Raw genomic sequence first — 25,980 nt, forward strand, 5'->3', positions numbered from 1 at the left:
TAGCGCTATGGCTGTAGCTAGCGCTATCACGCTTACGGGTTGTGCAGCCACAGATATGCAAAGCACTACCGTAGATACAGGCAGCTTTAGTGTGCCAGCATATCAGCAATTAATACTTGATAACGGCCTAACTATTTATCTGATGCCGCAAACTGAAGTGCCACTTATTACGGTCAATGCTACGGTCAGAGCTGGAGCAGTAAACGATACGACTTCGGGTGTGGCGCAAGTCACCGCTGCGAGTTTAATGCTGGGTGCAGCAGGCAAAACTAAGCTTGAGATAGAGCAAGAGGTAGACTTTCTCGGCGCAAGCCTTTCTAGTGGAGCAGGTAAAGAGGGTAGCTATTTAAGTGCAAACTTTATGGCGAAGGATGCTGACATCATGTTGCCACTGATCCAAAGTGTGTTGTTATCGCCAGACTTTGATGCTGCTGAGTTTGACAAGCTACGTCAACGTGAGATAGCGGGTTTAGGGCAATCGAAAGAGAGTCCAAGAGCAGTGATTAGTCGCTACTATGACAAACTCATTTTTGCTGACCATCCATACGGTAATGCGACATCGGGTAATAGCGAGTCGTTGGCAGAATTGAATGTGTCGCAGCTGCGAGCTTTTCATAAGAGTTACTATCAACCATCGAACACGGCTATCAGTGTTGTCGGTGATTTCGATGCTGCGAAGATGAAGGCACAGTTACAGCAGTTGTTTGCCAACTGGAAAGACAGTGAAACCATTACTCCATTAAATCTTAAACAAGGTTTACCGAAGCTTGATGCTAACAAGGTGTTGTTAGTTGATAAAGGTGATGCAGTTGAAACCACCTTTTTAGTCGGCGGTATGGGGATTAGTCGCGACAACCCTGATTTTGTTGGTTTAACAGTGATCAACACCATCTTGGGTGGGCGTTTTACTTCATGGCTCAATGACGAGTTAAGGGTTAATGCGGGATTAACTTACGGTGCTCGTTCAGGCTTCAGTGCTTATTCTGCAGCTGGTACGTTTAGAATTAGCACCTTTACTAAGACTGCGACAACTAAAGAGACTATCGACCTAGCGCTTAAAACCTATGATCGTCTGTGGGAGCAAGGCTTAGATCAAAAGACTCTTGATTCAGCTAAAGCATACGTTAAAGGCCAGTTTCCACCGAAGTATGAAACGAGTGGCCAGCTAGCGGGCTTGATGTCTGATATGTACCTTTATGGCTTTGATGATGCGTTTATCAATGAGTTTCAAGCAAAGGTTGATGGCTTAACATTGCAAGAGTCAAAGCGTTTAATCGACACTTACTTTCCGAAAGATAACTTACAGTTCGTAATTATCGGTAATGCCGCCAAAATTGCTCCAATTGCTAAGCAATACGGTAGCGTTAAGCAGGTCGACATTAAAGATGTGGGCTTTGGTGGTTAAGTAATAAGTAAATGGGTGAGTTTCGCTCATTGAGATAGCAAAAGCCGCGATAATTCGCGGCTTTTTGATGTCTGGAACATTTATGTCTAGCAATTATCTAATCACATTAAATCGTTGCTAAGATCCGATCGACTATCGCTTTATTGGCCGCTGGAAACTCAAAGTTAACTAAATCTTGCTTGGTAACCCACTTAACAGCTTGGCCCTCTAGCCCCTGAGCTGTACCTGAGAAATCTCTAACCCAGTGAATATCAAGCATCACCTTTTTGTCACCATAATCATGGTGGATCTCCATCATGGGAGTAGTCATTACAACGTTAAGATCAACCTCTTCTTTAAGCTCCCTGATTAGCGCTTGCGAGGTACTTTCTCCAACTTCCACCTTGCCACCTGGAAACTCCCACTTATCGCCTTGGTGCAGGTGTGCGTGACGTCTTGCGAGTAGAATTTGCTGTGCACTGTTTTCAATGATACCTACTGCAACATGGATTTGTTTACTCACTGTTTTTTATCATCCATAGAGTCATCACCCATAAAAAAGTCCGCTTCATCATAACCGAGTTGATCTAACATCTCTGGATCGAATTCAGGTTTAACTGGAATGGCATTCTTCTCTGCAGCCCAATCACCAAGGTCAATTAATTTGCAGCGGTCACTACAAAAAGGCTTAAATTTAGAGGTTTCATCCCAAGTGACTTCGGTTTGGCAGGTTGGGCATTTTACAGTTAGAGGCATAATTGATTTAGCTAGTGCTTGAGTGATAGTGGCACGATATTAGCGTTTTTAAGGGCAGGTTGCCAACTCAAACTGAATCAATTGGTCTGAATGTTTCTGCTTATCGAACTGTACAAAATGGATGGCGTATCGATTTTTATGGCCGCTAATTGTAGGGTAGCAACCTTGTTCGGCAGCAAGCTTAACTCTAATGAGTGACAGCGCTTGTTCACTATCGCCTTGATAGAAACCTGCAGTTGCTTGTAGTTGGTTGTACTCTGTGGTTTGGCGGGTTAAATCGAGTAGTAAGTTAATTGGCGATAGTAGGCAGGCGAATTGACTCATCCACTCTTGGTACTCTGCTTGACGAACTTCCCATGGTTTAGCCAGCCAAAAATGCAGTTGTGGTAGGTCAAAATTACAACTTGCTCCAGGCATATTAAAGCGCTGCCTAAGGGCTGCAAGAAAGCGGTCTTGTTTTATCTGTTGTCCTGGGCGTGCGGATACTTGCAGCACTTCTCTTGCAACACTGAGCTTGGCGATATAAGTTTCAACTTCTTCGCTATTTATCGCAGGCAGCGATTGCCATTTAGACAGTGCAAATAGTTGCCTGTCTAAATCTTTCAACACTTCACCACGGTAATCGCAGCGTTCTGTGAGTTCACAAAGGGAAAATAATGGATAAAAACAGCGGTGCTGGTGATCGTGATCTAAATTAGCCTGCAATTGCTCAGCCAAATACTCTAGCCTTAAATAGCTACGTATTTTTTCATTGAGCGGTTGTTCATAGATTAAATCAGTCATGGCGTTGCTTAAGTATTACCGCATATCTTCAAATAAAGTGAATTTAGTGCGTCTACCTTGCACTTTAACGCCGATATCTCTCCTTGATTGTCTATGACATCATCAGCTTTTGACAGTTTCTCGGCTCTTGTGGCCTGACTGCCTATTATATTTTGGACTTGCTTGGCAGAGACATCATCTCTTGCCATGGTTCTTTGTTGTTGTAGCTGTGGTGAAATATCAACCAAAAGCGTACGTTGTACTAACCTATCTAACCCATTCTCAAATAGCAAGGGCACAACCATAATTACATAATTTGATTGAGCTTCTTTACAATTTCTCAGCATGGTTTCTCTGATTAACGGGTGCAGTAACCCATTCAACCATAAACGTTCTTCATCGTTGTCAAAGATACGTTCCCTGAGTTTTGAACGATCTAAATGTCCATCGCTGAGCAGGATCTCTGCGCCGAAATGTTTAACGATAGCCGCTAAGCCCTCTGAACCTGGACTCACCACTTCACGGGCGACGATGTCGGCATCGACTAACACCACCCCAAGATCTGCAAAAAGGTTAGCGACGGTGGTTTTTCCGCTGCCGATCCCGCCCGTTAAGCCTACAATAAAGTCAGCCATAGCCCCTCAAAAGTAATTAATTCTAAAAGCTTAGAAGATCCTAGATACTAGGACCTTTTTTTAAAGGAGGTCGGCATTTATGCCGTCGCTTTTCTAGAAGCGTTAAAGCGTCGATAAATACCATTGGGTGATCGACTCGCCCCATATCATGGCAATCCAACCCGCAGCGGCGATATAGGGACCAAAAGGAATAGGGTTACCTTGGTTAAGCTTTTTAAAAGCAATTAAGCTAATGCCGACAATTGCGCCTACCAGTGAAGACAGTAGAATCACCAAGGGTAATACTTGCCAGCCAAACCAGGCGCCAAATACAGCTAGCAACTTAAAATCACCATAGCCCATGCCTTCCTTACCGGTTAGCAGCTTAAATGCCCAGAACACGCTCCAAAGGCTTAAGTAACCCGCGGCAGCGCCTACTAATGCGTCTGACATCGACACAAATGTACCACTTAGATTTAAGATTAGACCTAACCATAAAAGTGGCAAAGTAATTTGATCCGGTAGTAGCATTTCATCGAGATCAATGCCTGTCAGCACCACTAAAGCAAAGGTCAAAATGGTGCTGAAGACGAATTCTGTAGTCGGGCCAAAATGCCAAGCAAGAAAAGCCACTAATGCGCCAGTAATCAACTCTACTATTGGATAGCGTGCCGAGATTGGGTTTTTACAAGCGGCGCATCTGCCGCGTAGCATCAGCCAGCCGATAATCGGCAAGTTGTGTATCGGCTTGATATTGGTTTTACACTTAGGGCAGGCAGAGCCTGGCACCACTAAGTTGTACTTTTTAGGAAACTCATCGATTGGCGCAGTAAGTGCTTTTTCATTCTGCTCAAACACGGTTTTTTTATACTCAGCTAAGTAGTGATTGCACTCTTGCTGCCAGTCTCTTTTCATCATTACTGGCAAGCGGTGTACCACCACATTCAAAAAGCTGCCAATAACCGCAGCAAACACAAAGCTAAGGGAGACAAATAACCAAAGTTGTTGGTTAAAAATAGTTATTAATTCAGTCATTATTTTCTTTTATTTTCTTTCTAAAAGTTAAAAGGCTGTCTAGCCACCAATAACGTTACCCAGTTGGAAGATCGGTAGGTACATACCGACAATCAGACCGCCAACTAAGGTGCCGATCACTACCATCATAATCGGTTCAATCAAGCTGGATAAACCATCAACCGCATCATCAACCTGCATCTCGTAGATATTGGCCACTTTATTGAGCATGCTATCTAATGAGCCAGACTCTTCGCCAATCATTACCATCTGGATCATCATATCGGGAAATAAACCTGTAGTGCGCATGGCAACATTCATTTGCATCCCTGACATCACTTCAGTACGAATATTTAATACTGCCTTTTTATATACTGCATTGCCAGATGCGCCAGCTGCAGACTCTAGGCCATCAATCAGTGGCACACCAGCAGCAAAAGTCGTTGCTAAAGTGCGGGCAAATTTCGCCATCGCGCCTTTATGTAAAATCTCACCAACAATCGGGATTTTAAGCAGAAATATATCTACTTTATCGCGAAATAACTGTGAGTTACGGTGAGCTCGCCTAAACAGCCAAATACTACTGACAATGGCAATGACAAAGATATACCAAGAGGCTTGTAGCCAACGAGAGAGGTTTACAATTAACTGAGTAAAAGCGGGTAGCTCAGCACCAAAGCCCTGAAAAATAGATTCAAACTGTGGTACAACAAATAATAATAAAAGAGCAGTAACCATTATGGCCACGATAATCACTGCAATGGGGTAAAACATCGCCTTTTTGATTTTAGATTTTAGTGCTTCCGATTTTTCGCGGTAAGTGGCAATACGGTCGAATACTGCATCTAAGGAGCCCGAGTGCTCTCCCGCGGCAACTAAATCAACATAAAGATCATCAAAATAGAGTCGATGGGGTCTTAATGCCTCCGATAGCGGAATACCTGCTTGCACGTCATTGACAATCGTTGCCAGTAATTCACGAACTTTCGGTTTTTCGTGGCCTTTACCCAGCAATTCTAGTGTTGTCACAATTGGCACCCCCGCTGCCAGCATGGTGGCTATTTGTCGAGTGACCATGGCGATATCCATGGGCTTGATTTTTTTCTCAGACTTAAACAGTGGTGAAGATTTTTTGCGTACTGCTTTTGGGATAACCCCTTGGGCTTTCAGTTGCGCCCTGATTTCAGCGCTAGAAACGCCTCTTAATTCGCCGGAAGTGCGACGACCATCACGGCTGACCCCTTTCCATGAATAGGTGACAACCTTAGGCTGACTCTTTTTCGCGCCTTTCTTCTTGGCTAATTGACTGGTTGCTGTTGCCATTGGTGCCTTCTATTTGAATTGTTTTAGGATGACAATCATTTCTAATTAAAAGCTGGTTACACGATTAATCTCGGCAATACTAGTAACACCTTGAGTAACCTTTAGCAGCCCTGAATCACGCAAATCACGCATCCCCTGCACCTTGGCTTGCTTAAGAATTTGCAATGAATTGCCGCCCTCCATAATGGTGCGGGCAATCTCATCGGACATCTTCATCACCTCATAGATACCAACACGGCCTTTATAACCCGCAGTGCAGTGCTCACAACCGACAGGTTTATAGGGCGTAATACCAGCATCTATTTGTGTTTGGCTAAAACCAAGTTTTAGCAGCTCATCCGTGGGGATCTCTTCTGGAGCTTTACAGTGTTGGCATAGGCGCCGTGATAGCCGCTGAGCAATAATTAGGTTAACCGAGCTGGCAATGTTATAGCCAGGTACGCCCATATTTATCAGACGTGTTAAAGTCTCTGCTGCTGAGTTTGTGTGTAAGGTTGATAGCACTAAGTGACCAGTTTGCGCCGCTTTAATGGCGATTTCAGCAGTTTCTAAGTCGCGGATTTCGCCGACCATCACTACATCAGGATCTTGACGTAGAAAAGAGCGCAGCGCGGAAGCAAAGGTTAAACCCGCTTTAAGGTTAATATGAACTTGGTTAACGCCTTCAAGGTTGATCTCCACCGGATCTTCGGCGGTGGAGATATTGCGCTCAGCAGTATTAAGTATATTAAGCCCAGTATAAAGCGATACTGTTTTACCAGACCCAGTAGGGCCAGTCACCAATATCATCCCTTGGGGTTTGGCCAGCATCTCTTCATACATTAGCCTTTGATCATCTTCATAACCGAGCTTTTCAATACCCAGCTGCGCTGAAGATGAGTCCAGAATACGCATCACTATTTTCTCACCCCAAATAGTCGGTAGGGTGCTGACACGAAAATCGATGGATTTAGTGCGAGACATCTTCATCTTGATGCGACCATCTTGCGGAACTCTTCGTTCAGCAATATCAAGCTTGGACATCACTTTTAAGCGCGCGGAGATTCGAGCTGATAGATTGACTGGTGGCTCTGAAACCTCTTGTAAGATCCCGTCGATACGAAAACGAATTCGGTAGCGTTTTTCATAGGGTTCAAAGTGCAGGTCTGATGCACCTTTGCGAATGGCGTCGGTGAGAATTTTATTGATATAGATGACGATTGGAGCATCATCCTTACCATCACTTAGCTCTTCATCACGCTTATCGGTATCGGTTACTTCAATGCCAGCAAGCGCTTCTTCATCAATAGCGCTTAAATCGAGAGCAGTAATATCTTCTTCGAGCACGGTTTCCAGTGCTTTAGTGAGTTTATCATCTTCAACCAGAATCGCCTCGGCGTGTAAGCCTGCACTGAATTGAAAATCCTCTAAAGCAGCGATGTTAGTCGGATCAGATGTGGCAATATACAGGCGATTTCCGCGTTTAAATAGTGGTAAACATTTGTGCTTCTCAATCAGCTTTTTATTTAGGTATTCATCAGGAATAGCCGAGATATCAAATTCGTTGAGATCGAGTAGCGGTGTGCCATATTCTTCGTAACAAAGATCGGCAACTTCACGCGCTGAAAGCAACTGAATGGTCACTAAGGTGCGCACCAAAGACTGTTTGTGTTTTCGGGATTGTGCTATTGCTTCCGCTAACTGTTCTTCGCTAAGCAGTCCTTTGCGAATAAAAAGCGTTGATAATCCCAAATGTAGGCCAGTTGATGGCATAGGCGTTTCCGTTGCACACAAGTGTAAAAATAATAACGTTTTTTATCGGTTTTGTCATGATTGTTTTTATAAATAAAATTGTAGAAGTGACAAAAATAAGTCGTTAAAACAGTTTGCTTTATACACTTATTTATCAATGGCTTGATGGTTATTTTTTGCCTGTAATTACTTTGAGGTACAAGCTACCATTATAACGCCTTAAAATTGACGTTTTTCTATAGTTGAAATCTCGCTTGCAAATGAATTAATCTGACCATTATTGGGTTGAAATTTAAGTATTAACGATGAGTTGTAGTTAATTCTAACTACGATTGAAAAGTGAATATTCGCATTATTCATGTTTGGAGAGAGAAAGTGTCACTGAAGATATATTCTTGGGCAGTGCTGGTATCATTTACTGTGTGTTCCATACTCGGAACTGTTTTTTCTTATAATATTATCGGTGCAGTCGGAGTTGGTAGTGAATATGATTTAAAGCGTTTGATTGCGATTGGTTTTATAGGGACTTTTTCACTAGGCCTACTTTTAGTAAAAGGTGTGTACCTACCAGTAGTTTCAAAATCGAGCCAAATCGTAATTGCTTGGTTTATCTGTTTTGCTGCCTATTCAGCATTCGTTAGCAAACACCCTTATTGGGGCGCAGTTGAAATTGCAAATATCGGTTTACTAATCATAGGGTTTTATCTTTTATCAGCATGTATGAGAGCAATTGAACAAGATAAGCTACTCTGCTTTACCTATGTTTTTAGCTTGCTGTTTTCTCTGCTGACATTTTACAAATATGTTCTGTTTCTCCTATTTTCCTATTTAGACGCGCAAAGCTTCAATATTCATGGCTTATTATTGGGTTATGTAAACGTAAGATTTTTTAATCAGCTGCAGGTGATGCTACTGCCACTTCTGTTTCTGCCTTTAGTTTTGCCTGCATTATCAAAATTTAAGCCAATATCCCTTATTTGTATCTCTCTTCATTGGCTGGCGCTGTTGCAAACCGAAGCACGCGGAGCGGTGATATCACTAATTGCTGCGTTGGTTATTATTGCCATTTTCTTACCAAAAGAAATTCGTAATCACTTCGTCATTACTTCACTCAAAGCGATGCTATTTGGAATAGTGCTTTGGTTTCTTCTTATATTCCTTATCCCCTACTGGTTAATGGATACAACTAGCTTTCAAATCAGAACTGGCTCATCGGGACGTATTGACCTTTGGCTATATGCACTGCAGTCTATCCCTGAACGCCTCTGGACTGGCTTTGGGCCGATGAGTTTCAGCTGGGCAGAAAACAAACCCTTGTCAAATGCTCATCCTCACAACTCTGTGATGCAATTACTTTATGAATACGGGCTGGTTGTTTGTGTTGTCATTACGGCTTGGGCTGTTAACTGTGTTTACCAACGTTTAGTGCTTTTGAAAAGAAGTGTGAACAGTAAGTCTATACCGATTATCTATGCAATCGTATCGGCGTTGGTTTATTCGTTATTTAGTGGCGTAGTGGTTATGCCAATGGCTCAATTGCTGCTGGTCGTAATGCTTGCACTGTCAGTGCAAACCCTGAGCTTTCAGCATTGTAAGTTAACTCTGTTACACCGTTTACTGTTGCTTATTCTTATCGTTACAGCCCTATATGTGGTGCTAGGAACATATCAGAGTGAAGAGCTTAAGCGGGCATTTTTGCCGCGGTTCTGGAATAATGGATTGCTTAGCTATTAATTTTCTAGTGCTTGGTTATTGTTCTTAAAGACTTGTTTTTTGAAGCCGCATGTATGCATAAAAAGTAGGGACGTGCTTGGCAGGTGTACTAAGTTATGAGGACTGGGATTAGTGAGTTGATAGCTAAAAAACGGAATAAAAGAATTTTGCCCAGTTACATATAATCTTGTCATTTTATACTTGAGGCTTTGTGCCGTGGTTATTGATTAGTAGCAAGAACGAGTATTAGTGGAGTTATTATAATCGTAGTTGAATAAAAATAAGCCGCAAAATTAGCGGCTTATCTATTTTAAAGCTCTTTAGCTTCCAGAGCTGTAACCTAGCGTTACAGATTGAGTATCTTGTCCTGGAGCATTTGGGGTACCTGTAATTGTATCTGTAACTCCTGTTGGAGTTGTTACACTTGTGCATGCTCCGCCTGTTGGATACGCAGCTACTGTGCCACCTTCGTGTAAGGTAATTAGCGCTGCGTTGGCATAAGCTTTTAGTTCCATATGGCAAGCGTTTTCTGCGCCTTTCTTGGTGTAATCTTGGTATGCAGGGATAGCAATCGCTGCCAAAATACCGATAATCGCAACAACGATCATCAATTCAATTAGGGTGAAGCCCTTAGCTTTGCTCATTTGTGATTTGTTCATCATGTTTTTCATGTCTATCTCCATTAGAAAGCTTCAAGTAAGTGCTATGTGCCGTTGTTTAATGAGGTCACATATGAATGCACATACCACTACTTAGTTTAATAGTGCTTCAACCTTGCTTGATGCTCCTGCGCTAGCATGTCGCCAAATCCAAAGCTAATTGTCAGCGGGATAAGCATTAAAGTGGCTGCTTATGCCCGATAAGACGCTTAGCGCGACCTAAGGTGTCAGTGTCTATCTTTATTTTTAATTGGTGTTACGTTTTATAAATCTAAGGTCTAGCATTTACGCTGCTATAGCTATTTAAACCGCTAGTTCAGCAGCCACTTCAACAGTAAGCTCGGCCGTTAGTTTAATATTCCACCTCTTCAAGCAGTTTGAAAAGTTAGTCCCAACGTATCGGTAGATATTTTGGGGCTCTCTTTTGTAAAAGCTGAAGAGATAACTAAACCCGTTTTACCTCATCATGCATGTTAAATATCTACTGCTTAATTAGCATACATATTTACTCAGCAGTTCTTCCCATTTTAGATATAGCCTTGAATAAATTTAACGCTATAACTCAAATTGAAATCGACTTGCTTTGTCCAATTAATAACTCAAGTTAATAATCTCAAAGCCAGAGGGTCTCGAGTAACTGTCTCGGCTACAGGCAAAGTTAGTACAAAGTTAAATAAATTGGAATAGCTAATGAGCACAAAGTTGCAATCTAATGGCTAATTCATCTAAAAGTCGTGTTTGTAGTGTCAAAAAGTTCTAGCAATATATTGTCACAATGGGAGATATTGACGATTAATGCTGTAGTGTCATTTTTAAGGCGCTTAAAGTTGAATGAATGGTTAAGCGCTGTCTAAAGCTGCATCGTCAAACGTTTTGCATGTTTTACTGGCTTTTTGCTTTTTTTGTTAACTTGAGCACAGTTTCTGTTAGCACTGCTGTTGGTTGTTTTTTATGCGTTTTGACACAGGGTTTTGATAGTTCACCAACTTGATCCCGTGCAGGCTTAATCGTGGCTGCTTTACTTGCTGTTTCGAACTATTTGTTTACATTTGATTAACTTTTTTTTGTGAGCGCAAAGCATGTGCCAAGCCAAACTATATATTAGTGCTCTATATGGCGATTTGGCTTTTGGTTTTTCTAATAATGGCCTGTTAACTGACTTTTATGCTGGTTTGTGATCTTATTAAATACGGTGGTTGTTTTATAAAAATAGATAATTATTTTGGGCTGGTTATTATTTCGTCGATATCTATTTACTGTTGCTGCTGGTTAATGGGCAAGAGAAATTAATGTTTAACTGACGGAGAGGAATTAATTGAGCTATTAGTTTGAATCACGGTGAGGATATACTTGGCGGTTGAATTATGAACAGTGAAAAAAGTCTTTATTGGGAGTTAAACTAAACTCGCTAGAAGAGTTAGCAAAGGCTTTAAATGAGTAATAAGGCCTTTGCTAAAATAGTGATATTTAATATGGCTATTTAAGCCTTAAAGATAGATCGAGTGCTCGTACGTGCTTAGTTAGCGCACCAACTGAAATATAATCGACGCCTGTTTTTGCAAAATCTGCAATTGTTTCAAGGGTGACATCACCAGACACCTCAAGCTTTACACCCATGCCTTGAGCTTTATACTGCTTATTGAGCTCTACTGCGTCCAGCATCATGGTGACATCAAAGTTATCTAGCATCACAATGTCTGACTGTGCATCAAGTGCTTGGGTCAACTCAGCGATACTCTCTACTTCCACCTCAACGGGCTTGTTTGCATGTAGCGCTCGAGCGGCTGCAATCGCTAAGGCGATGCTGCCACAAGCCATGATGTGATTCTCTTTTATCAAGAATGCATCAAATAACCCGATACGATGGTTTTTGCCACCACCACAAGTTACCGCATATTTTTGCGCGGTTCTCAGCCCTGGAATCGTTTTACGGGTATCTAACAGTTGGGTATGAGTCCCTGATAAGCGGTCAACGTAATGCTTGGTTAGTGTGGCAACGCCGGAAAGCGTTTGAATGAAGTTCATTGCAGTGCGCTCACCGGTAAGAATTGCGCGTGCAGGGCCTTCTAATTCACACAGTAGTTGATTCGGCACCACTAAGTCACCATCATCTACATGCCAATGCAGCGCCACTTCGCCACCAAGTTGATTAAACACTTGTTCGGCCCAAGCCTTGCCACAAAAAACACCCTCTTCACGGGTAATTAATGTTGCTTGTGCGATTCTATCTGCTGGAATAAGTTGAGCGGTGATATCCGCGTCGCAGCGTGGTGACAGAGAAACCGAAGAGTGAGCATCTTGATGACCTAAATCTTCGTCAAGTGCGGCTTTGACTGAGAGCCGAATGTCATTTTCAAGCATGATGGGCTGTCCTTACTGACTTTAAGTCGTAATAGTTTACGGGTAATTTTATATGGAGTTTATCTTAACATAAAGCCTAGTATTATCGGTTTTAATGTTTCAAATCTATTGGCTTGTTTACGATCCAACATCGGCTATATTCATAGGGTTAAACCTGATAAAGTGGTAATACTATCTATATAGATTAATAGGCTTAATTTGTCGTTCACTGTGATTGATGGCTGGTTCACTCAAGCGCGCTTTTGTTTATCACCCCATTTTAATTTGCGACCGTTAAAAGAAGTTAGTTTGTTAGTTGTGCATAACATCAGTTTGCCGGCGGGCCGCTTTGGCCTACCTTACATTGATCAGCTGTTCCAAGGTTGTTTAGATATAACTGCAGATCCAAGTTTTAAAGACTTGGAAGGCTTAGAAGTTTCAGCGCATTTTCTTATTCGACGTGACGGCGAGCTGGTGCAGTATGTGTCGTGTGATGATAGAGCCTGGCATGCTGGTGTGTCTGTCTTTGATGGTAGAACGGGTTGTAATGATTTTGCTTTGGGTGTTGAGCTTGAAGGCACTGATGATATTGACTATACCGATCAGCAATACGCCTGCTTAGCTGAGTTGACCAGTGCTTTGCTTGCTCATTATCCGTCGTTAACGCCTGACAGAATTGTGGGCCATTGTGATATCGCACCGGGACGAAAAACCGATCCTGGTAATAGTTTTGATTGGCAGCGTTTTAAAGGATTGCTTTAACACTGCTGAACTTGTTTTGTGTTAGAAGATAGGGGATGGAATACCGATGGCTTTATTTTCGTTATTAATCGCAATTTTCGTTGAGCGGATGCGCTTATTGCCCGATGCTTGGCAATTTGACGTGCTGTTGGCTAAGTATCATCAGGCGCTATTTGGTGACAAACAAGTGCGTTCGACATTGATGATGGCATTAGCGCTACTATTACCTGCACTGTCGATAAATATCGTCTCTTGGTTTGTATCTGGCATGGTTTGGGGAGCTGTAAGCTTAGTTTTATGGGTTGCAGTTGCCGTCTTGTGTTTTAGCCATAACCAGCAAAGGCAAGCTTTTAAACGTTATATTCAGGCAGCTTGTCGCGGTGACTCTCAAGCATGTTTCAACTATGCTGCCGAGTTGGATTCTAGCAAATGCCTTGAGTCTGTGAGCGAACAGGAGTTGGGTGAGCATGTGGGTCAGAGTGTTGCTTGGATCAACTATCGTTATTATGGTGCAATTGCTTTGTACTTAATCATTCTCGGACCGGTTGGCGCAGTGCTTTATTGTACTGTGCGCTTTTATAGTGAAGATAATCGTAAGCGTGAACTTTCACTACCTTTGGTTGATACCCTGTTATTTATACTTGATTGGATCCCAAGCCGTATTTTTGCATTTGGTTATGTACTAAGCGGCCAGTTTAGGCAGTCAATTTCATCTTGGATGGGGTTAGCGTTTAATCCTAAAGCACAGGCTCGAGATATTATCACTACAGTCGCTATTGAAGCGGAGGAGCTACCTGAAGCTTCCTCTGCGCCAGTGTGTGTGCAGTCTACGATTGCACTTTTACAGCTGAGTAAGCGTAACTTTATCTTACTGATTACCGTACTGTCGTTGATGACAATTTTTGGTGTGGTGAGTTAATCACACCAAGGCTTCAACTAAACGTGAGGGTCTGCTGTGAATAAGCGACCCTCTTTTTGTATCGCTAGAATTTTTAATCGTTACTAATGCAGGCTGTTAAGAGACTTTTCAACAATAAACATATCAATTGGAACATTGGTCTGACCCCATGTTGAAAAAAATCAGCTATGCTCACACATCGCGCATGGATATGATGCAGATCACGAACTAGACATCTAAAGTGTGATTTGATAAAGTGCGCTCAGTCAATTAAATTGGTAAGACCAATTTACAATAGGAGCTGAGAGCCACATGGCTTATAGCAAAATAAACCAGCCAAAAATATCTGACGTCATTATGGGTCAGTTGGAACAGATGATTCTGGAAGGCAGTATTCAACCAGGACAGAAGCTTCCACCTGAGCGTGAATTGGCGCTGCAGTTTGAAGTGTCACGCCCATCACTGCGTGAAGCTATTCAAAAGCTAGAAGCAAAAGGCTTGTTGATGCGCCGCCAAGGTGGCGGTACCTATGTAAAAGAACAACTTTGGCAAAGTCTTGCCGACCCTATCGTTGAACTCATGCATTCAGACTCTGAAAGTCAGTATGACTTACTTGAGTTTCGTCATGCCACTGAAGGCATGATGGCCTATTTTGCTGCGCTTCGTGGTAATGATGCCGATATGCAAAATATTAAGCGCACCATACTTGAAGTGGAAGCGGCGACGGGTGTTGAAAATCAAGCTAATGCGATTGTACGTTTTTATCGTGCAGTGGCTGAAGCATCGCATAATGTGGCGATGCTGCATCTTGTTTTAAGTTTATCTCCTGTGCTGCATAAAAACGTGGCACAGAACTTAGAGCTTTTAAGCCGACGCGAAGAAGCCTCTACTATGGCAAACGATCACAGACGAGCTCTGCTTGCTGCCATCGTACGCCGTGACCCAGAAGCAGCAAGAGAGGCCTCCAATGAACACTTAAGTTACATTGAAGAGGTTATGTTGTCTGTAAGGGAAGAAGATAGCCGGTTGCAGCGTAGTCTGCGCCGTTTAAAGAGCGGTGATTAGGCACAAGCCAACACCGTTTTATCCATATTTTTCATTTATTATTAATGTATATAGGGAAGGACAGCGTCATGTCTGAACATATGCTACAAGATTTAGATCCACTAGAAACTCAGGAATGGGTAGATTCACTGCAAGCGGTATTAGAGCAAGAAGGCCCTGAACGTGCGCACTATCTACTAGAGAAGTTGATTGATAAAGCCCGTCGTAATGGTACTCACCTACCTTATAAAGCGACAACCGCTTATTTGAACACTATCCCTTCAGGCCAAGAGCCTCATATGCCTGGCAACCAAGAGATGGAGCGTCGTATTCGCGCTATCGTTCGTTGGAACGCATTGGCGATGGTTCTACGTGGTTCTAAGAAAGATCTAGAGCTAGGTGGTCACATCTCTAGCTTTGCATCAAGCGCAACTATTTATGACGTTTGTTTTAACCACTTCTTCCGCGGTCCAAATGAAAAAGACGGCGGTGATTTGGTTTACTTCCAAGGCCATATTGCACCAGGGATTTACTCTCGTTCATTCCTAGAAGGCCGCATTAGCGAAGACCAGATGAATGGTTTCCGTCAAGAAGTTGATGGCAAAGGTTTGTCTTCATACCCACATCCTAAGTTGATGCCTGATTACTGGCAGTTCCCGACGGTATCGATGGGTCTTGGTCCAATCCAAGCTATCTACCAAGCTCGTTTCCTTAAGTATTTAACAGACCGTGGTCTAAAAGATTGCTCTGAGCAAACGGTTTACTGTTTCTTAGGTGACGGTGAGTGTGATGAGCCAGAAACATTAGGCGCTATCGGTCTTGCTGCTCGTGAAGAGCTAGATAACTTATGCTTTATCGTTAACTGTAACCTGCAGCGTCTTGACGGTCCTGTACGTGGTAACGGTAAAATTATCCAAGAACTTGAAGGCGAATTCCGCGGCGCAGGCTGGGAAGCAGTTAAAGTGATTTGGGGTCGTTACTGGGATCCATTACTTGCACGCGATACCAGCGGTAAGTTACTGCAGTTGATGGAAGAAACCGTTGATGGTGAATACCAGAACTGTAAAGCTAAAGGTGGCGCGTACACCCGTGAGCACTTCTTTGGTAAGTACCCAGAAACTGCCGAAATGGTTGCTAACATGTCAGATGATGACATCTGGCGTCTAAACCGTGGTGGCCATGATCCAGTTAAGATTTTTGCTGCGCTACAGCACGCTAAAAATACTAAAGGCCGTCCTACAGTAATCCTTGCTAAAACTGTTAAAGGTTACGGTATGGGTGATGCTGGCGAAGGTAAGAACATCGCTCACAACGTGAAGAAGATGGGTGTTGAGTCACTTAAATACTTCCGCGATCGTTTCAATATCCCAATCAGTGATGATCAGCTAGAAGATATTCCTTTCTATCATCCTGGTGCTGATTCTGAAGAAGTTCAGTATCTTAAGGCGCGTCGCGCAGAGCTACACGGTGCAATCCCTGCACGTCGTGAGAAGTTTTCGCAAGAGCTTGAAGTGCCATCATTGAAGATCTTTGACTCAGTGCTTAAAGGCTCAAATGGCCGTCAAATCTCAAGTACTATGGCATTTGTACGTATTTTGACTGCACTGCTTAAAGACAAGAAGATTGGTAAGCAGATCGTACCGATTATTCCTGATGAAGCGCGTACTTTTGGTATGGAAGGTCTGTTCCGCCAAGTCGGTATTTACGCTCATGAAGGGCAAAAGTACGAGCCACAAGATTCAGATCAAGTAGCTTACTACCGTGAAGATAAGAGCGGTCAGGTATTGCAAGAAGGTATCAACGAGTTAGGTGCAATGTCATCTTGGGTCGCTGCGGCAACGAGTTACTCAGTTAACGATACCCCAATGATCCCGTTCTACATCTACTACTCAATGTTTGGTTTCCAGCGTATTGGTGACATGGCATGGGCGGCTGGTGATATGCGTGCTCGTGGCTTCATGGTTGGTGGTACCTCAGGCCGTACAACCCTAAACGGCGAAGGTCTACAGCATCAAGATGGTCACAGTCATGTATTGGCTAACACTATTCCAAACTGTATCTCGTACGATCCAACTTACGGTTATGAAATAGCGGTTGTGGTACAAGACGGTATTCGTCGTATGTATGGTGAGCAGGAAGATGTTTTCTACTACCTAACCACAATGAACGAGAACTACGAGCAGCCAGCAATGCCAGAAGGCGCTGAAGAGGGTATCGTTAAAGGTATCTACAAGCTTGAAACCCTACAAGGTAGCGGTAAAGGTTCAGTTCAATTGATGGGTAGTGGCACCATTTTAGAGCAAGTTCGCAAAGCGGCTATTGCTCTGTCAAAAGATTTTGGTATCACCACGGACGTATTTAGTGTTACTAGTTTCAACGAGCTAACACGTGATGGTCAGGCTGCAGAGCGTTACAACATGCTGCACCCAACTGAAACACCAAAAGTGCCTTACATCAGTGAAGTGTTATCGAAAGATGCACCTGCTATTGTGGCGACTGACTACATGAAGATATACGGTGAGCAACTACGTGCCTATGTGCCAACTGACTATAAAGTGTTAGGTACAGACGGTTTCGGTCGCTCAGACAGCCGTGAAAACTTACGTCATCACTTTGAAGTTGACGCTAAGTTCATTGTAATTGCTTCTCTGAAAGCCCTTGTTGACCGTAACGAGCTACCTGTTGATGTGCTAACAAAAGCCATCAAAGAGTATGGTATCGACGTTGACAAGATCAACCCACAGTACGCGTAAGAGGGAAACAAAATGGCTGAATTAAAAGAAGTTTTGGTTCCTGATATCGGTGGTGATGAAGTTCAGGTTATTGAAATCTGTGTTGCTGTAGGCGATACGCTTGCAGCAGAAGAGTCAATCATCACGGTTGAAAGCGACAAAGCGACCATGGATATCCCAGCGCCTTTTGCTGGTGTATTAAGCGAGCTTAAAGTGGCTGTAGGCGATACCGTTGCAGAAGGTAAGTTAATTGCAATGATGTCAGCTGCGGCAAGCGAAGCGCCTGCGGCAGCAGCTCCTGAAGCACCTTCTGCTCCTGCACCAGTAGCGGCTCCAGCTCCTTCAGCACCAGCTGCAACTGGCACTCAAGTTATTGAAGTCAATGTGCCAGATATTGGTGATGCAGCAGATGTTGATGTGATTGAAGTCTTAGTTGCCGTAGGCGATAAGATTGAAGCGGACACAGGTTTAATTACGCTGGAAACAGACAAAGCCACTATGGAGGTGCCAGCACCTTCAGCAGGTATAGTCAAAGAGCTTAAAGTCAATGTTGGCGATAAAGTGTCTATGGGCTCATTAGTATTGATGCTAGAAGTTGGCGACGCCGCTCCCGCATCAGCTCCAGTGGCTGCAGAAGCACCTGTTGCGGCAGCGCCAGCAGCGAGTGTAAACGCAGTTCAAGAGATTGCAGTGCCTGATATCGGCGATGCAGCTGATGTTGACGTGATTGAAGTACTTGTCGCCGTTGGTGATGAAGTGACGCTTGATCAAGGACTCATTACGCTAGAGACTGACAAAGCGACCATGGAAGTACCTGCACCTGTTGCCGGTAAAGTCCTTGGTTTGACAGTGAAGCTTGGTGATAAGGTTTCTCAAGGTAGTGTGATTGCTACTATTGAAACGGTATCCGCAGCTCCAGTAGCTGCGCCAGTAGCCGCTCCTGCTCCAGTAGCAAGTACACCGGCTCCAGTAGCCGCACCTGCAGCGAGCAAACCGCCTGTACCACATCACCCGAGTGCGGGTAGCCAGCCTAAGACTGGTGCGGTACATGCGTCTCCTGCTGTACGCCGTTTAGCGCGTGAGTTTGGTGCTGACCTAACGCTGGTTAAAGGTACTGGCCGTAAAGGACGTATTCTTAAAGAAGACGTTCAAGCCTTTATTAAGTATGAACTGAGTCGACCTAAAGCATCTGCTGCAACAGCGGTTGCTGGTGGCGCTGGTGGCTTGAATGTGATTGCAGCACCGAAAGTAGATTTTGCTAAGTTTGGTGAAGTTGAAGAGATACCGTTAAGTCGTATTCAGAAGATCTCTGGTCCTAACTTGCATCGCAACTGGGTAACCATCCCACATGTGACGCAGTTTGATGAAGCTGATATCACTGAGCTTGAGGCGTTCCGTAAAGAACAGAACACTTTGGCAGCTAAGAAGAAAGCGGATTATAAGATCACGCCGTTAGTATTCATGATGAAAGCCGTAGCAAAAGCGCTAGCTGAGTTCCCAGTATTTAACTCAAGCCTAAGTGCTGATGGTGAATCACTGATCCAGAAGAAGTACTTCCATATTGGTGTTGCTGTTGATACGCCAAATGGCTTAATGGTACCGGTGGTGCGCGATGTTGATAAGAAAGGCATTGTAGAGCTTTCACGTGAGCTGATGGATATCTCTGTCCGTGCCCGTGATGGCAAGCTTAAGTCTGCTGATATGCAAGGCAGCTGTTTCACTATCTCAAGTCTAGGTGGTATTGGTGGTACGGCGTTTACGCCTATCGTTAACTATCCAGACGTGGCTATTTTAGGTGTGTCTAAATCTGAAATGAAGCCTAAGTGGAATGGTAAAGACTTCGAGCCTAAGTTAATGCTACCACTGTCATTATCTTACGATCATCGTGTTATTGATGGTGCAATGGCGGCGCGATTCAGCGTCACGCTTTCAAGCATCCTCAGCGATATTCGCACACTTATTTTGTAAAGTTGAAGGCTGCTCAGGTTGAGCGGCCTTTTTTCTGTTACGACTAGGATTGTGATCAGTATCAAACAAAGGTTAAAATGCGGCCACCTTACAAGATTTGGCCACACTTTATCGTTGAGACGGTGCTTCCGCCAACGAAATAAAAAGAATAGAGGAAAACATGAGTAACGAAATCAAAACTCAGGTAGTTGTACTAGGCGCAGGCCCTGCGGGCTATTCAGCGGCATTCCGTGCTGCAGATTTAGGTCTAGATACTGTCATCGTTGAACGCTTCAGCACATTGGGCGGCGTTTGTTTGAACGTTGGTTGTATCCCATCTAAAGCATTGCTTCATGTTTCTAAAGTGATTGAAGAAGCAAAAGCTGTTGCTGATCACGGTGTTGTTTTTGGTGAGCCAAAGATTGATCTTGATAAACTTCGTGGCTTTAAAGAGAAAGTAATTGGTCAGCTTACAGGCGGATTAGGCGGAATGTCTAAAATGCGTAAAGTTGACGTGGTTAATGGCCTAGGTAAATTTACTGGTCCTAACACGCTAGAAGTTCAAGGCGAAGATGGCGTTAAAGTTGTCCATTTTGAGCATGCAATTATTGCAGCGGGTTCACGCCCAATTCAACTGCCATTTATTCCACATGAAGACCCACGTATCTGGGATTCGACTGACGCACTAGAGCTTAAAGAAGTTCCTGGTAAGCTACTTGTTATGGGCGGCGGCATTATCGGTCTAGAAATGGGTACTGTTTACTCGTCTCTAGGTAGCGAAATTGACGTGGTTGAAATGTTCGACCAAGTTATTCCTGCAGCAGATAAAGACGTTGTACGTACTTTTACTAAGCAAATTAAGAAGAAGTTTAACTTAATTTTGCAAACTAAAGTGACCGCAGTTGAAGCGAAAGAAGACGGCATCTACGTGACAATGGAAGGCAAGAAGGCACCTAGCGAGCCTGTGCGTTACGATGCAGTGCTTGTTGCGATTGGTCGTACGCCAAATGGTAAAGGCTTAGACGCTGAAAAAGCTGGCGTGAATGTTGATGAGCGTGGCTTCATCAATGTTGATAAGCAGATGCGTACTAACGTACCGAATATTTTCGCGATTGGTGACATTGTTGGTCAACCAATGCTTGCTCATAAAGGTGTGCATGAAGGGCATGTAGCGGCAGAGGTTATCTCTGGTCTTAAGCACTTCTTCGATCCTAAAGTGATCCCATCTATCGCTTACACAGATCCAGAAGTTGCGTGGGTTGGTCTAACTGAGAAAGAAGCGAAAGAGCAGGGTGTATCTTACGAAACTGCAACTTTCCCTTGGGCTGCAAGTGGCCGTGCTATCGCATCAGATGCGAGCGAAGGTATGACTAAGCTTATCTTCGACAAAGAGACTCATCGCGTAATTGGTGGTGCTATTGTCGGTGTTAACGGTGGTGAGTTACTCGGTGAAATTGGCCTAGCAATTGAAATGGGTTGTGATGCTGAAGACTTAGCATTGACCATTCATGCTCATCCAACTCTACATGAGTCAGTCGGTCTTGCTGCCGAGATGTACGAAGGCTCTATTACTGATTTGCCTAACCCAAAGGCAAAGAAAAAGAAAAAGTAAGATTTTCCTAATAAATTAAGCGCTCATTTGAGCGCTTTTTTTATGCCCTAAATCCCGTAAATAAGGGATTTGTGCTAATCAATGCGTGATTCTGTGTTATCTAAATGATACATTCAAGTTAAAGCTAAAAACCTCTATACCTAAAGCTAAATGGGTATATGCAAATGAGAATTATAATTATAAAAAAGTGGTTTAGTTTTGTCATTTTGTTGCTTATCTGTTCGACACCGGCATTTGCCAGTGGCGTGGTACAACGCATTTTTACTGCCAGTGATGGACTGATAAATGGCACCGTATGGGATATCAGTTTTGATCAGCACGGCTTTACTTGGTTAGCAACTGAGGAAGGGCTGTATCGCGTCGGAAGTAGCAAAATTAGAAGGTTAGATCAGGTTGGTTTAGATTCTAAGCTCAGTGATAACCATATCAAAATGGTCACTCCTCTTAGTAAGCGTCACCTGCTGGTGAGCAGCTTCTATGAAATCTACCTTTATGATATCTATAGCAATACTTTTACCGCTTTTGGCAGCCCAGCGCTATTCCCGGAGTTTGCGGGAGTGGGGATCACCTCACAAGTTGAAGATGGTCAGGGCAACCGGATCATTCTCACAGGTGAGGGCGAGCTGCTACGTTTTAATTACAGCAAAATGTCCTTAGCGCGAATAAATTTCCTAAGCAGTAATCAAGACTATCCTTGGCGAGCGATGTCAATTCTCTCTGACAATCGAATTGTGGTGGCGACAGAAGCAAGAGTTGAAGTTCGAGATGAGGCTGGCGAGAGAATCGCGGTACTACCTTGGCATGAAGCATACGGCCGTGTTGAACAAATACTTCGGGATTCAAATAACCGAATTTGGATTAGCTCCAGTAAAGGTTTTTTTGAGTTAGTCGAGCAAGATTTATCCCTCAGGCAGGTTGAACAACTGCCTTATTACATTACTCATATTGCTGAGGATCATAATGGTTTCCTTTGGTTGGCTAGCCGCGCAGGTTTACTTAAGTGGCTGCCTGATTCTCAACTTGTGGAACCATACGGTAATGAAGTTAAACAGAATTCTAATATTGATTATATTCATGATATAGCCGTTGATAGTACTGGCCTTATTTGGATTGGCGGCTCGGGTGATGGTGTTGCTGTTCTCGCAGATACACCGGAATTTTTACTCGAACAGTACAGTAAGTCAGTACCTTACAATTTACCTGATGAAGTTATTTGGTCTATCTATTCAGATAATGAAGATTTGTGGCTTGGCACTGATGCCGGACTGTTGCTTATCGACAGACAAACCAAACTTCCTTATTTCATTACTCCACAGAATATTGATCTCAATGACAGTATTTATAATATTGACACCCTTGATGAGCAAAATATTTTGCTTTCAAGTACCAGCGGCCTTTCTGTCGTTAATACAAAAACCTTCCATACGCAGACATTTGCAGATTGGATGGGAGGGACTGGCAGTCTAGAGAATAAAACGGTTTATAACACCTATTTCGATACATTGATCCCTGGGCGGATTTGGTTTGCTACTAACCGTGGACTGTTCTTTTGGGAGCCAGGTTTGGCAAAACCCCAATATGTAAGTCTAAGTGCTGATAAGAGTATTATTCAATTACAAAGAGTGAAGCAGGTTAGACGTGATAGTTCACAGCGCTTGTGGCTTGCTGGCGACCGTTTATTCGGTTATTTAGATAAAGAAAGTAATTATCATTCGGTCACAGCACCGCTTGGAAAAGGCCAAGGGTTGGCGTCAGTTAGCATAATTAGAGAGATCGAGCCTGAGCTTTGGTGGATTGGGCTTAAGAATCGTGGTGCAGTTGAATACAACCATAAAACAGGTACAACTCGTTCTTTAACAGAGGACTGGAAGGTTGACTGCAACAGCGTTTATTTTATTGAAGAGGTCGACCACTATCGTTTAATTGGTTGTCCGCGCTCGATTATACGCTTTGATTCGCTAACCGAAGATATCATCGTTATCGCACCTGAAGATGGTTTTATCAGTGATGAGCTCAATGAGGGCGCTGTACACATCTCTTCAGAGGGACTTTATGTTGGAACCCCTGATGGCGCCATGTTATTGGATGTAGAAAAATTGACGAATCGAACGGTAAAAGACACTGTTCTACTTGAGTCGATGGAAGTTTACTTTGAATCTCGCACCGAAATTAGCTTAGTCCCGCAAGAAGGGCATCGTATATTGCCGGGGGCGCAATTGGTGAGTTTTCAATTAGCACGGACAAATTATCTTAATGAAAAGCCATTGCAACTGCAGTACCGCTTGCGTCGACCAGAAGATAAAGCTGGTGGTAGTTTTATCTACCTTAATGGTCAATCGCAGCTTAACATCTCAGGTTTAGATTCCGGTACTCATATACTTGAAATCATTAGTTTGCAGAATGAAGTTTGGTCCTCCATCCCTTTTTCTTACTCTTTTGAAGTAGAGATGCACTGGTGGCAAACTCGCTGGTTTAAAGGGGTTATGCTGCTAGGAGTTTTGTTAATCGGTTTAGTCGTCATCTTTATTAGGCAACGTCAGGTGATGGCATTTAAGGGAATAAACTCAGCACTTACTGATAGTGAAAATCGACTTAAACAAGCATTAAAAGGCAGTGACTCAGAGCTGTGGGAATGGCACCTAGAAACTGATGTATTTAGGCTTGAAAATGTGGCTGGCTTATTAAGTGGTAGAGGAAGCCAAGTTTATCTTAAGCAAAGTGATATTCCGATTCATGACGAAGATAAGAGTAACGTTCTTATAGCTTGGAAAGACATGCTCGAAGAGCGAGTCGATCGCTTCGAGGTCGAATATCGCTATTTGCGCAGTGATAACTCTTGGGGCTGGATCCGAGTGTTGGGACGACCCGTAGAGCGCAATCGAGTTAATGGTGAGATAGAGCGAGTAGCGGGAATTTACACTGATATTACTGAGCAACGTCAGCTTAAAGATGATGTTTACTTGCTGGCTCAGGCATTTGAAAATACCACTGAAGCAGTGCTTATCTATGACCGAGATGAGCTAATTCAGGTTAGCAATAAAGCCGCTCAAGATATTTTAGGCTATAAATCTAGCACGCTAATCGGGCAGTCTTTTTCGGAGGTATTACTCGGCCAAGAGTCAGGGACTCATATTGCCGATCTATTGCAACATGGGCTGAGTTGGACCGGTGAGTGTACTGTTGCATGTGCCAACGAGCAGCAGTGTGTGGTGTGGTTAAATGTATCCTCCATTTTGAACGCAAATGGAGAGGCAACACATTACGTGGTAGTTTTCTCTGATATTACCGATCGTAAACGTACTGAGGCAGATCTACGCCGACTTGCTAATTATGATGTATTAACGGGGTTGCCTAATCGCTCTCTGTTTTCAAGCAAACTGTCACAGTCCATTTATCAAGCGGAGAAAGAGGGCGGCAAACTTGCTTTACTGTTCTTAGATCTAGATCGTTTTAAGCATGTGAATGACTCATACGGCCATAGTATGGGTGATGCTTTATTGGTTGAAGCTTCAAATAGGTTACAAACATTTATCTCTCAAGAGAATGTACTATGCCGTTTTGGCGGTGATGAGTTTGTAATATTGCTGCGTGACGATATTGATATCGATAATATTAACCGACTTTGTGAACAGCTGTTGACGAGTATTCAGCAACCGTTTGACCTTTATGGACGTGAATTTCATATCTCTACCAGTATTGGTGTGAGTCTGTGGCCTGAAGATGCTAAGCAACCAGAAACGCTAATCAAAAATGCCGATTTGGCGATGTATCATGCCAAAGAAGAAGGCAAAGGCAATTTCAAATATTATTCTCAAGATCGCAATGCGGAAGCGCTTTACCACTTAAGGCTGGAAGCCGATCTGCGAAAAGCGATTGAAAGAGATGAGTTTGAGCTTCATTTTCAGCCGCAAATAGATATTTTACAAAACGATAAGCTTGTTGGAGTTGAAGCCTTACTGCGCTGGAATCATCCACAAGATGGTTATGTGCGTACCGATATATTCATTAAAGTTGCTGAAGCTTGCGGGCTGATTGTTGAAATTGACCGTTGGGTGATGCGTGAAGCTTGCCGTCACGGTGCCCGCTGGGCGCAAACATTGACTGAACCACTTGAAGTATCGGTCAACATATCAGCACTGCATTTCCGTCAGCGTGACTTTATTCAAGGTGTTGAAAAGTGCTTAGCTGAAACCGGCATGCCGAATCATGCTTTATCGCTTGAGATCACCGAAGGCGTGTTGATGAAAGAGCTTAAAGTGGCTAAACAACACCTAAAAGAGCTCAAAGCATTGGGAGTTGATGTTGCAATCGATGATTTTGGAACCGGCTATTCATCGTTAGCTTATTTGCGTCATTTTGAGGTGAACACTTTGAAAATTGATCGTTCATTCCTAATTGATATCGCGACCAATAAGGCCGATCAGGCGATAGCAAGTAGTATCATTGAACTGGCTAGAAACTTAAAGCTTGATGTTGTGGCTGAGGGCGTTGAAACCCATGAGCAGCTTGAGCAGGTCTTTAGTCGTGGCTGTTATGTCATACAGGGTTATTACTTTGCCAAGCCGATGTCATCGACAGATTTAGAAGTTTATATGGCGACTCGATCTGAATTGAGTTTACAGCCCGAAGCAAAGCAACTGCTGGCACCCAGGGGCTAAAGCTTGCACAAACTAGTTAAATACCCTAGGTTAAAATATCATTAGAAGAGTC

At 43.3% G+C, this 25,980-nt stretch carries 18 protein-coding genes; 9 read left to right on the plus strand and 9 right to left on the minus strand.

All coding sequences use genetic code 11. The features are described 5' to 3' along the window. Positions 1 to 7 precede the first annotated feature (7 nt). Positions 8 to 1,405, plus strand: a complete 1,398-nt coding sequence (locus L2730_RS09145; protein ID WP_428848446.1) for a M16 family metallopeptidase — start codon at positions 8 to 10, stop codon at positions 1,403 to 1,405. 106 nt (positions 1,406 to 1,511) lie between these two features. On the opposite strand, the gene mutT is transcribed toward L2730_RS09145, so the two are convergent. From mutT to pilB, 7 genes are all read right to left on the minus strand, one after another. Further along, positions 1,512 to 1,907 carry an 8-oxo-dGTP diphosphatase MutT gene (gene mutT / locus L2730_RS09150; RefSeq protein ID WP_248974310.1) on the minus strand — a complete coding sequence of 132 codons (396 nt, stop codon included), beginning with the start codon at positions 1,905 to 1,907 and terminating at the stop codon, positions 1,512 to 1,514. Next, the gene (gene yacG / locus L2730_RS09155) at positions 1,904 to 2,140 is read right to left on the minus strand and encodes a DNA gyrase inhibitor YacG (protein ID WP_248974311.1); all 237 of its coding nucleotides are present in this window, start codon (positions 2,138 to 2,140) and stop codon (positions 1,904 to 1,906) included. Before yacG ends, mutT begins: the two co-directional genes overlap by 4 nt. Before the next feature lie 48 nt (positions 2,141 to 2,188). Next, positions 2,189 to 2,923: a cell division protein ZapD gene (gene zapD / locus L2730_RS09160; RefSeq protein WP_248974312.1), complete on the minus strand. Its 735-nt coding sequence runs from the start codon at positions 2,921 to 2,923 to the stop codon at positions 2,189 to 2,191. A gap of 8 nt (positions 2,924 to 2,931) precedes the next feature. Then, on the minus strand, positions 2,932 to 3,537 hold the full coding sequence (gene coaE / locus L2730_RS09165; RefSeq protein ID WP_248974313.1) for a dephospho-CoA kinase: 606 nt from the start codon (positions 3,535 to 3,537) through the stop codon (positions 2,932 to 2,934). A 102-nt stretch (positions 3,538 to 3,639) separates the two neighbouring features. Continuing rightward, entirely contained in the window at positions 3,640 to 4,551 is a 912-nt protein-coding gene (locus L2730_RS09170; RefSeq protein ID WP_248974314.1) for a prepilin peptidase, read from the minus strand. 39 nt (positions 4,552 to 4,590) lie between these two features. Then, complete coding sequence (locus L2730_RS09175; protein WP_248974315.1) at positions 4,591 to 5,853, minus strand: type II secretion system F family protein; 1,263 nt, start codon at positions 5,851 to 5,853, stop codon at positions 4,591 to 4,593. Between the two features lie 45 nt (positions 5,854 to 5,898). Then, a complete protein-coding gene (pilB, locus tag L2730_RS09180) occupies positions 5,899 to 7,605 on the minus strand; it encodes a type IV-A pilus assembly ATPase PilB (protein WP_248974316.1) in 1,707 nt (568 codons plus the stop codon). Between the two features lie 354 nt (positions 7,606 to 7,959). Here pilB and L2730_RS09185 point away from each other — a divergent pair, with 354 nt between their 5' ends. Beyond that, complete coding sequence (locus L2730_RS09185) at positions 7,960 to 9,318, plus strand: O-antigen ligase family protein (RefSeq protein WP_248974317.1); 1,359 nt, start codon at positions 7,960 to 7,962, stop codon at positions 9,316 to 9,318. Between the two features lie 299 nt (positions 9,319 to 9,617). Here the strand turns inward: L2730_RS09185 and L2730_RS21975 are convergent, their stop codons facing one another. Both L2730_RS21975 and nadC read right to left on the minus strand, forming a co-directional pair. After that, positions 9,618 to 9,968 (minus strand): prepilin-type N-terminal cleavage/methylation domain-containing protein, encoded by a 351-nt coding sequence (locus L2730_RS21975; protein WP_283105690.1) that lies wholly within the window; start codon positions 9,966 to 9,968, stop codon positions 9,618 to 9,620. Between the two features lie 1,464 nt (positions 9,969 to 11,432). Then, positions 11,433 to 12,317 carry a carboxylating nicotinate-nucleotide diphosphorylase gene (nadC, locus tag L2730_RS09195; RefSeq protein ID WP_248974318.1) on the minus strand — a complete coding sequence of 295 codons (885 nt, stop codon included), beginning with the start codon at positions 12,315 to 12,317 and terminating at the stop codon, positions 11,433 to 11,435. Between the two features lie 198 nt (positions 12,318 to 12,515). Here nadC and ampD point away from each other — a divergent pair, with 198 nt between their 5' ends. The 7 genes from ampD (at position 12,516) to L2730_RS09230 (ending at position 25,928) form a co-directional block, all read left to right on the plus strand. Beyond that, positions 12,516 to 13,058 carry a 1,6-anhydro-N-acetylmuramyl-L-alanine amidase AmpD gene (gene ampD / locus L2730_RS09200; RefSeq protein ID WP_248974319.1) on the plus strand — a complete coding sequence of 181 codons (543 nt, stop codon included), beginning with the start codon at positions 12,516 to 12,518 and terminating at the stop codon, positions 13,056 to 13,058. 46 nt (positions 13,059 to 13,104) lie between these two features. Then, on the plus strand, positions 13,105 to 13,956 hold the full coding sequence (gene ampE / locus L2730_RS09205; RefSeq protein WP_248974320.1) for a beta-lactamase regulator AmpE: 852 nt from the start codon (positions 13,105 to 13,107) through the stop codon (positions 13,954 to 13,956). A gap of 291 nt (positions 13,957 to 14,247) precedes the next feature. Next, positions 14,248 to 15,000 (plus strand): pyruvate dehydrogenase complex transcriptional repressor PdhR, encoded by a 753-nt coding sequence (gene pdhR / locus L2730_RS09210; protein WP_020914714.1) that lies wholly within the window; start codon positions 14,248 to 14,250, stop codon positions 14,998 to 15,000. A gap of 68 nt (positions 15,001 to 15,068) precedes the next feature. After that, positions 15,069 to 17,732 (plus strand): pyruvate dehydrogenase (acetyl-transferring), homodimeric type, encoded by a 2,664-nt coding sequence (gene aceE / locus L2730_RS09215; protein WP_248974321.1) that lies wholly within the window; start codon positions 15,069 to 15,071, stop codon positions 17,730 to 17,732. Between the two features lie 12 nt (positions 17,733 to 17,744). Then, on the plus strand, positions 17,745 to 19,679 hold the full coding sequence (gene aceF / locus L2730_RS09220) for a pyruvate dehydrogenase complex dihydrolipoyllysine-residue acetyltransferase (protein ID WP_248974322.1): 1,935 nt from the start codon (positions 17,745 to 17,747) through the stop codon (positions 19,677 to 19,679). Between the two features lie 160 nt (positions 19,680 to 19,839). Further along, positions 19,840 to 21,270, plus strand: a complete 1,431-nt coding sequence (lpdA, locus tag L2730_RS09225; protein ID WP_020914710.1) for a dihydrolipoyl dehydrogenase — start codon at positions 19,840 to 19,842, stop codon at positions 21,268 to 21,270. A gap of 164 nt (positions 21,271 to 21,434) precedes the next feature. Further along, the gene (locus L2730_RS09230) at positions 21,435 to 25,928 is read left to right on the plus strand and encodes an EAL domain-containing protein (protein WP_248974323.1); all 4,494 of its coding nucleotides are present in this window, start codon (positions 21,435 to 21,437) and stop codon (positions 25,926 to 25,928) included. The last annotated feature ends 52 nt before the right edge of the window (positions 25,929 to 25,980 follow it).

This window comes from Shewanella kaireitica (assembly GCF_023284045.1).
In the GTDB taxonomy this organism is placed as follows: domain Bacteria; phylum Pseudomonadota; class Gammaproteobacteria; order Enterobacterales; family Shewanellaceae; genus Shewanella; species Shewanella kaireitica.

Excerpts from the sequence above, each read along its gene's own strand:
- L2730_RS09145 (WP_428848446.1), top strand. The coding sequence starts at position 8 with ATGGCTGTAGCTAGCGCTATCACGCTTACGGGTTGTGCAGCCACAGAT.
- yacG (WP_248974311.1), bottom strand. The coding sequence starts at position 2,140 with ATGCCTCTAACTGTAAAATGCCCAACCTGCCAAACCGAAGTCACTTGG.
- zapD (WP_248974312.1), bottom strand. The coding sequence starts at position 2,923 with ATGACTGATTTAATCTATGAACAACCGCTCAATGAAAAAATACGTAGC.
- coaE (WP_248974313.1), bottom strand. The coding sequence starts at position 3,537 with ATGGCTGACTTTATTGTAGGCTTAACGGGCGGGATCGGCAGCGGAAAA.
- L2730_RS09170 (WP_248974314.1), bottom strand. The coding sequence starts at position 4,551 with ATGACTGAATTAATAACTATTTTTAACCAACAACTTTGGTTATTTGTC.
- L2730_RS09175 (WP_248974315.1), bottom strand. The coding sequence starts at position 5,853 with ATGGCAACAGCAACCAGTCAATTAGCCAAGAAGAAAGGCGCGAAAAAG.
- pilB (WP_248974316.1), bottom strand. The coding sequence starts at position 7,605 with ATGCCATCAACTGGCCTACATTTGGGATTATCAACGCTTTTTATTCGC.
- L2730_RS21975 (WP_283105690.1), bottom strand. The coding sequence starts at position 9,968 with ATGAAAAACATGATGAACAAATCACAAATGAGCAAAGCTAAGGGCTTC.
- nadC (WP_248974318.1), bottom strand. The coding sequence starts at position 12,317 with ATGCTTGAAAATGACATTCGGCTCTCAGTCAAAGCCGCACTTGACGAA.
- ampE (WP_248974320.1), top strand. The coding sequence starts at position 13,105 with ATGGCTTTATTTTCGTTATTAATCGCAATTTTCGTTGAGCGGATGCGC.
- pdhR (WP_020914714.1), top strand. The coding sequence starts at position 14,248 with ATGGCTTATAGCAAAATAAACCAGCCAAAAATATCTGACGTCATTATG.
- aceE (WP_248974321.1), top strand. The coding sequence starts at position 15,069 with ATGTCTGAACATATGCTACAAGATTTAGATCCACTAGAAACTCAGGAA.
- aceF (WP_248974322.1), top strand. The coding sequence starts at position 17,745 with ATGGCTGAATTAAAAGAAGTTTTGGTTCCTGATATCGGTGGTGATGAA.
- lpdA (WP_020914710.1), top strand. The coding sequence starts at position 19,840 with ATGAGTAACGAAATCAAAACTCAGGTAGTTGTACTAGGCGCAGGCCCT.
- L2730_RS09230 (WP_248974323.1), top strand. The coding sequence starts at position 21,435 with ATGAGAATTATAATTATAAAAAAGTGGTTTAGTTTTGTCATTTTGTTG.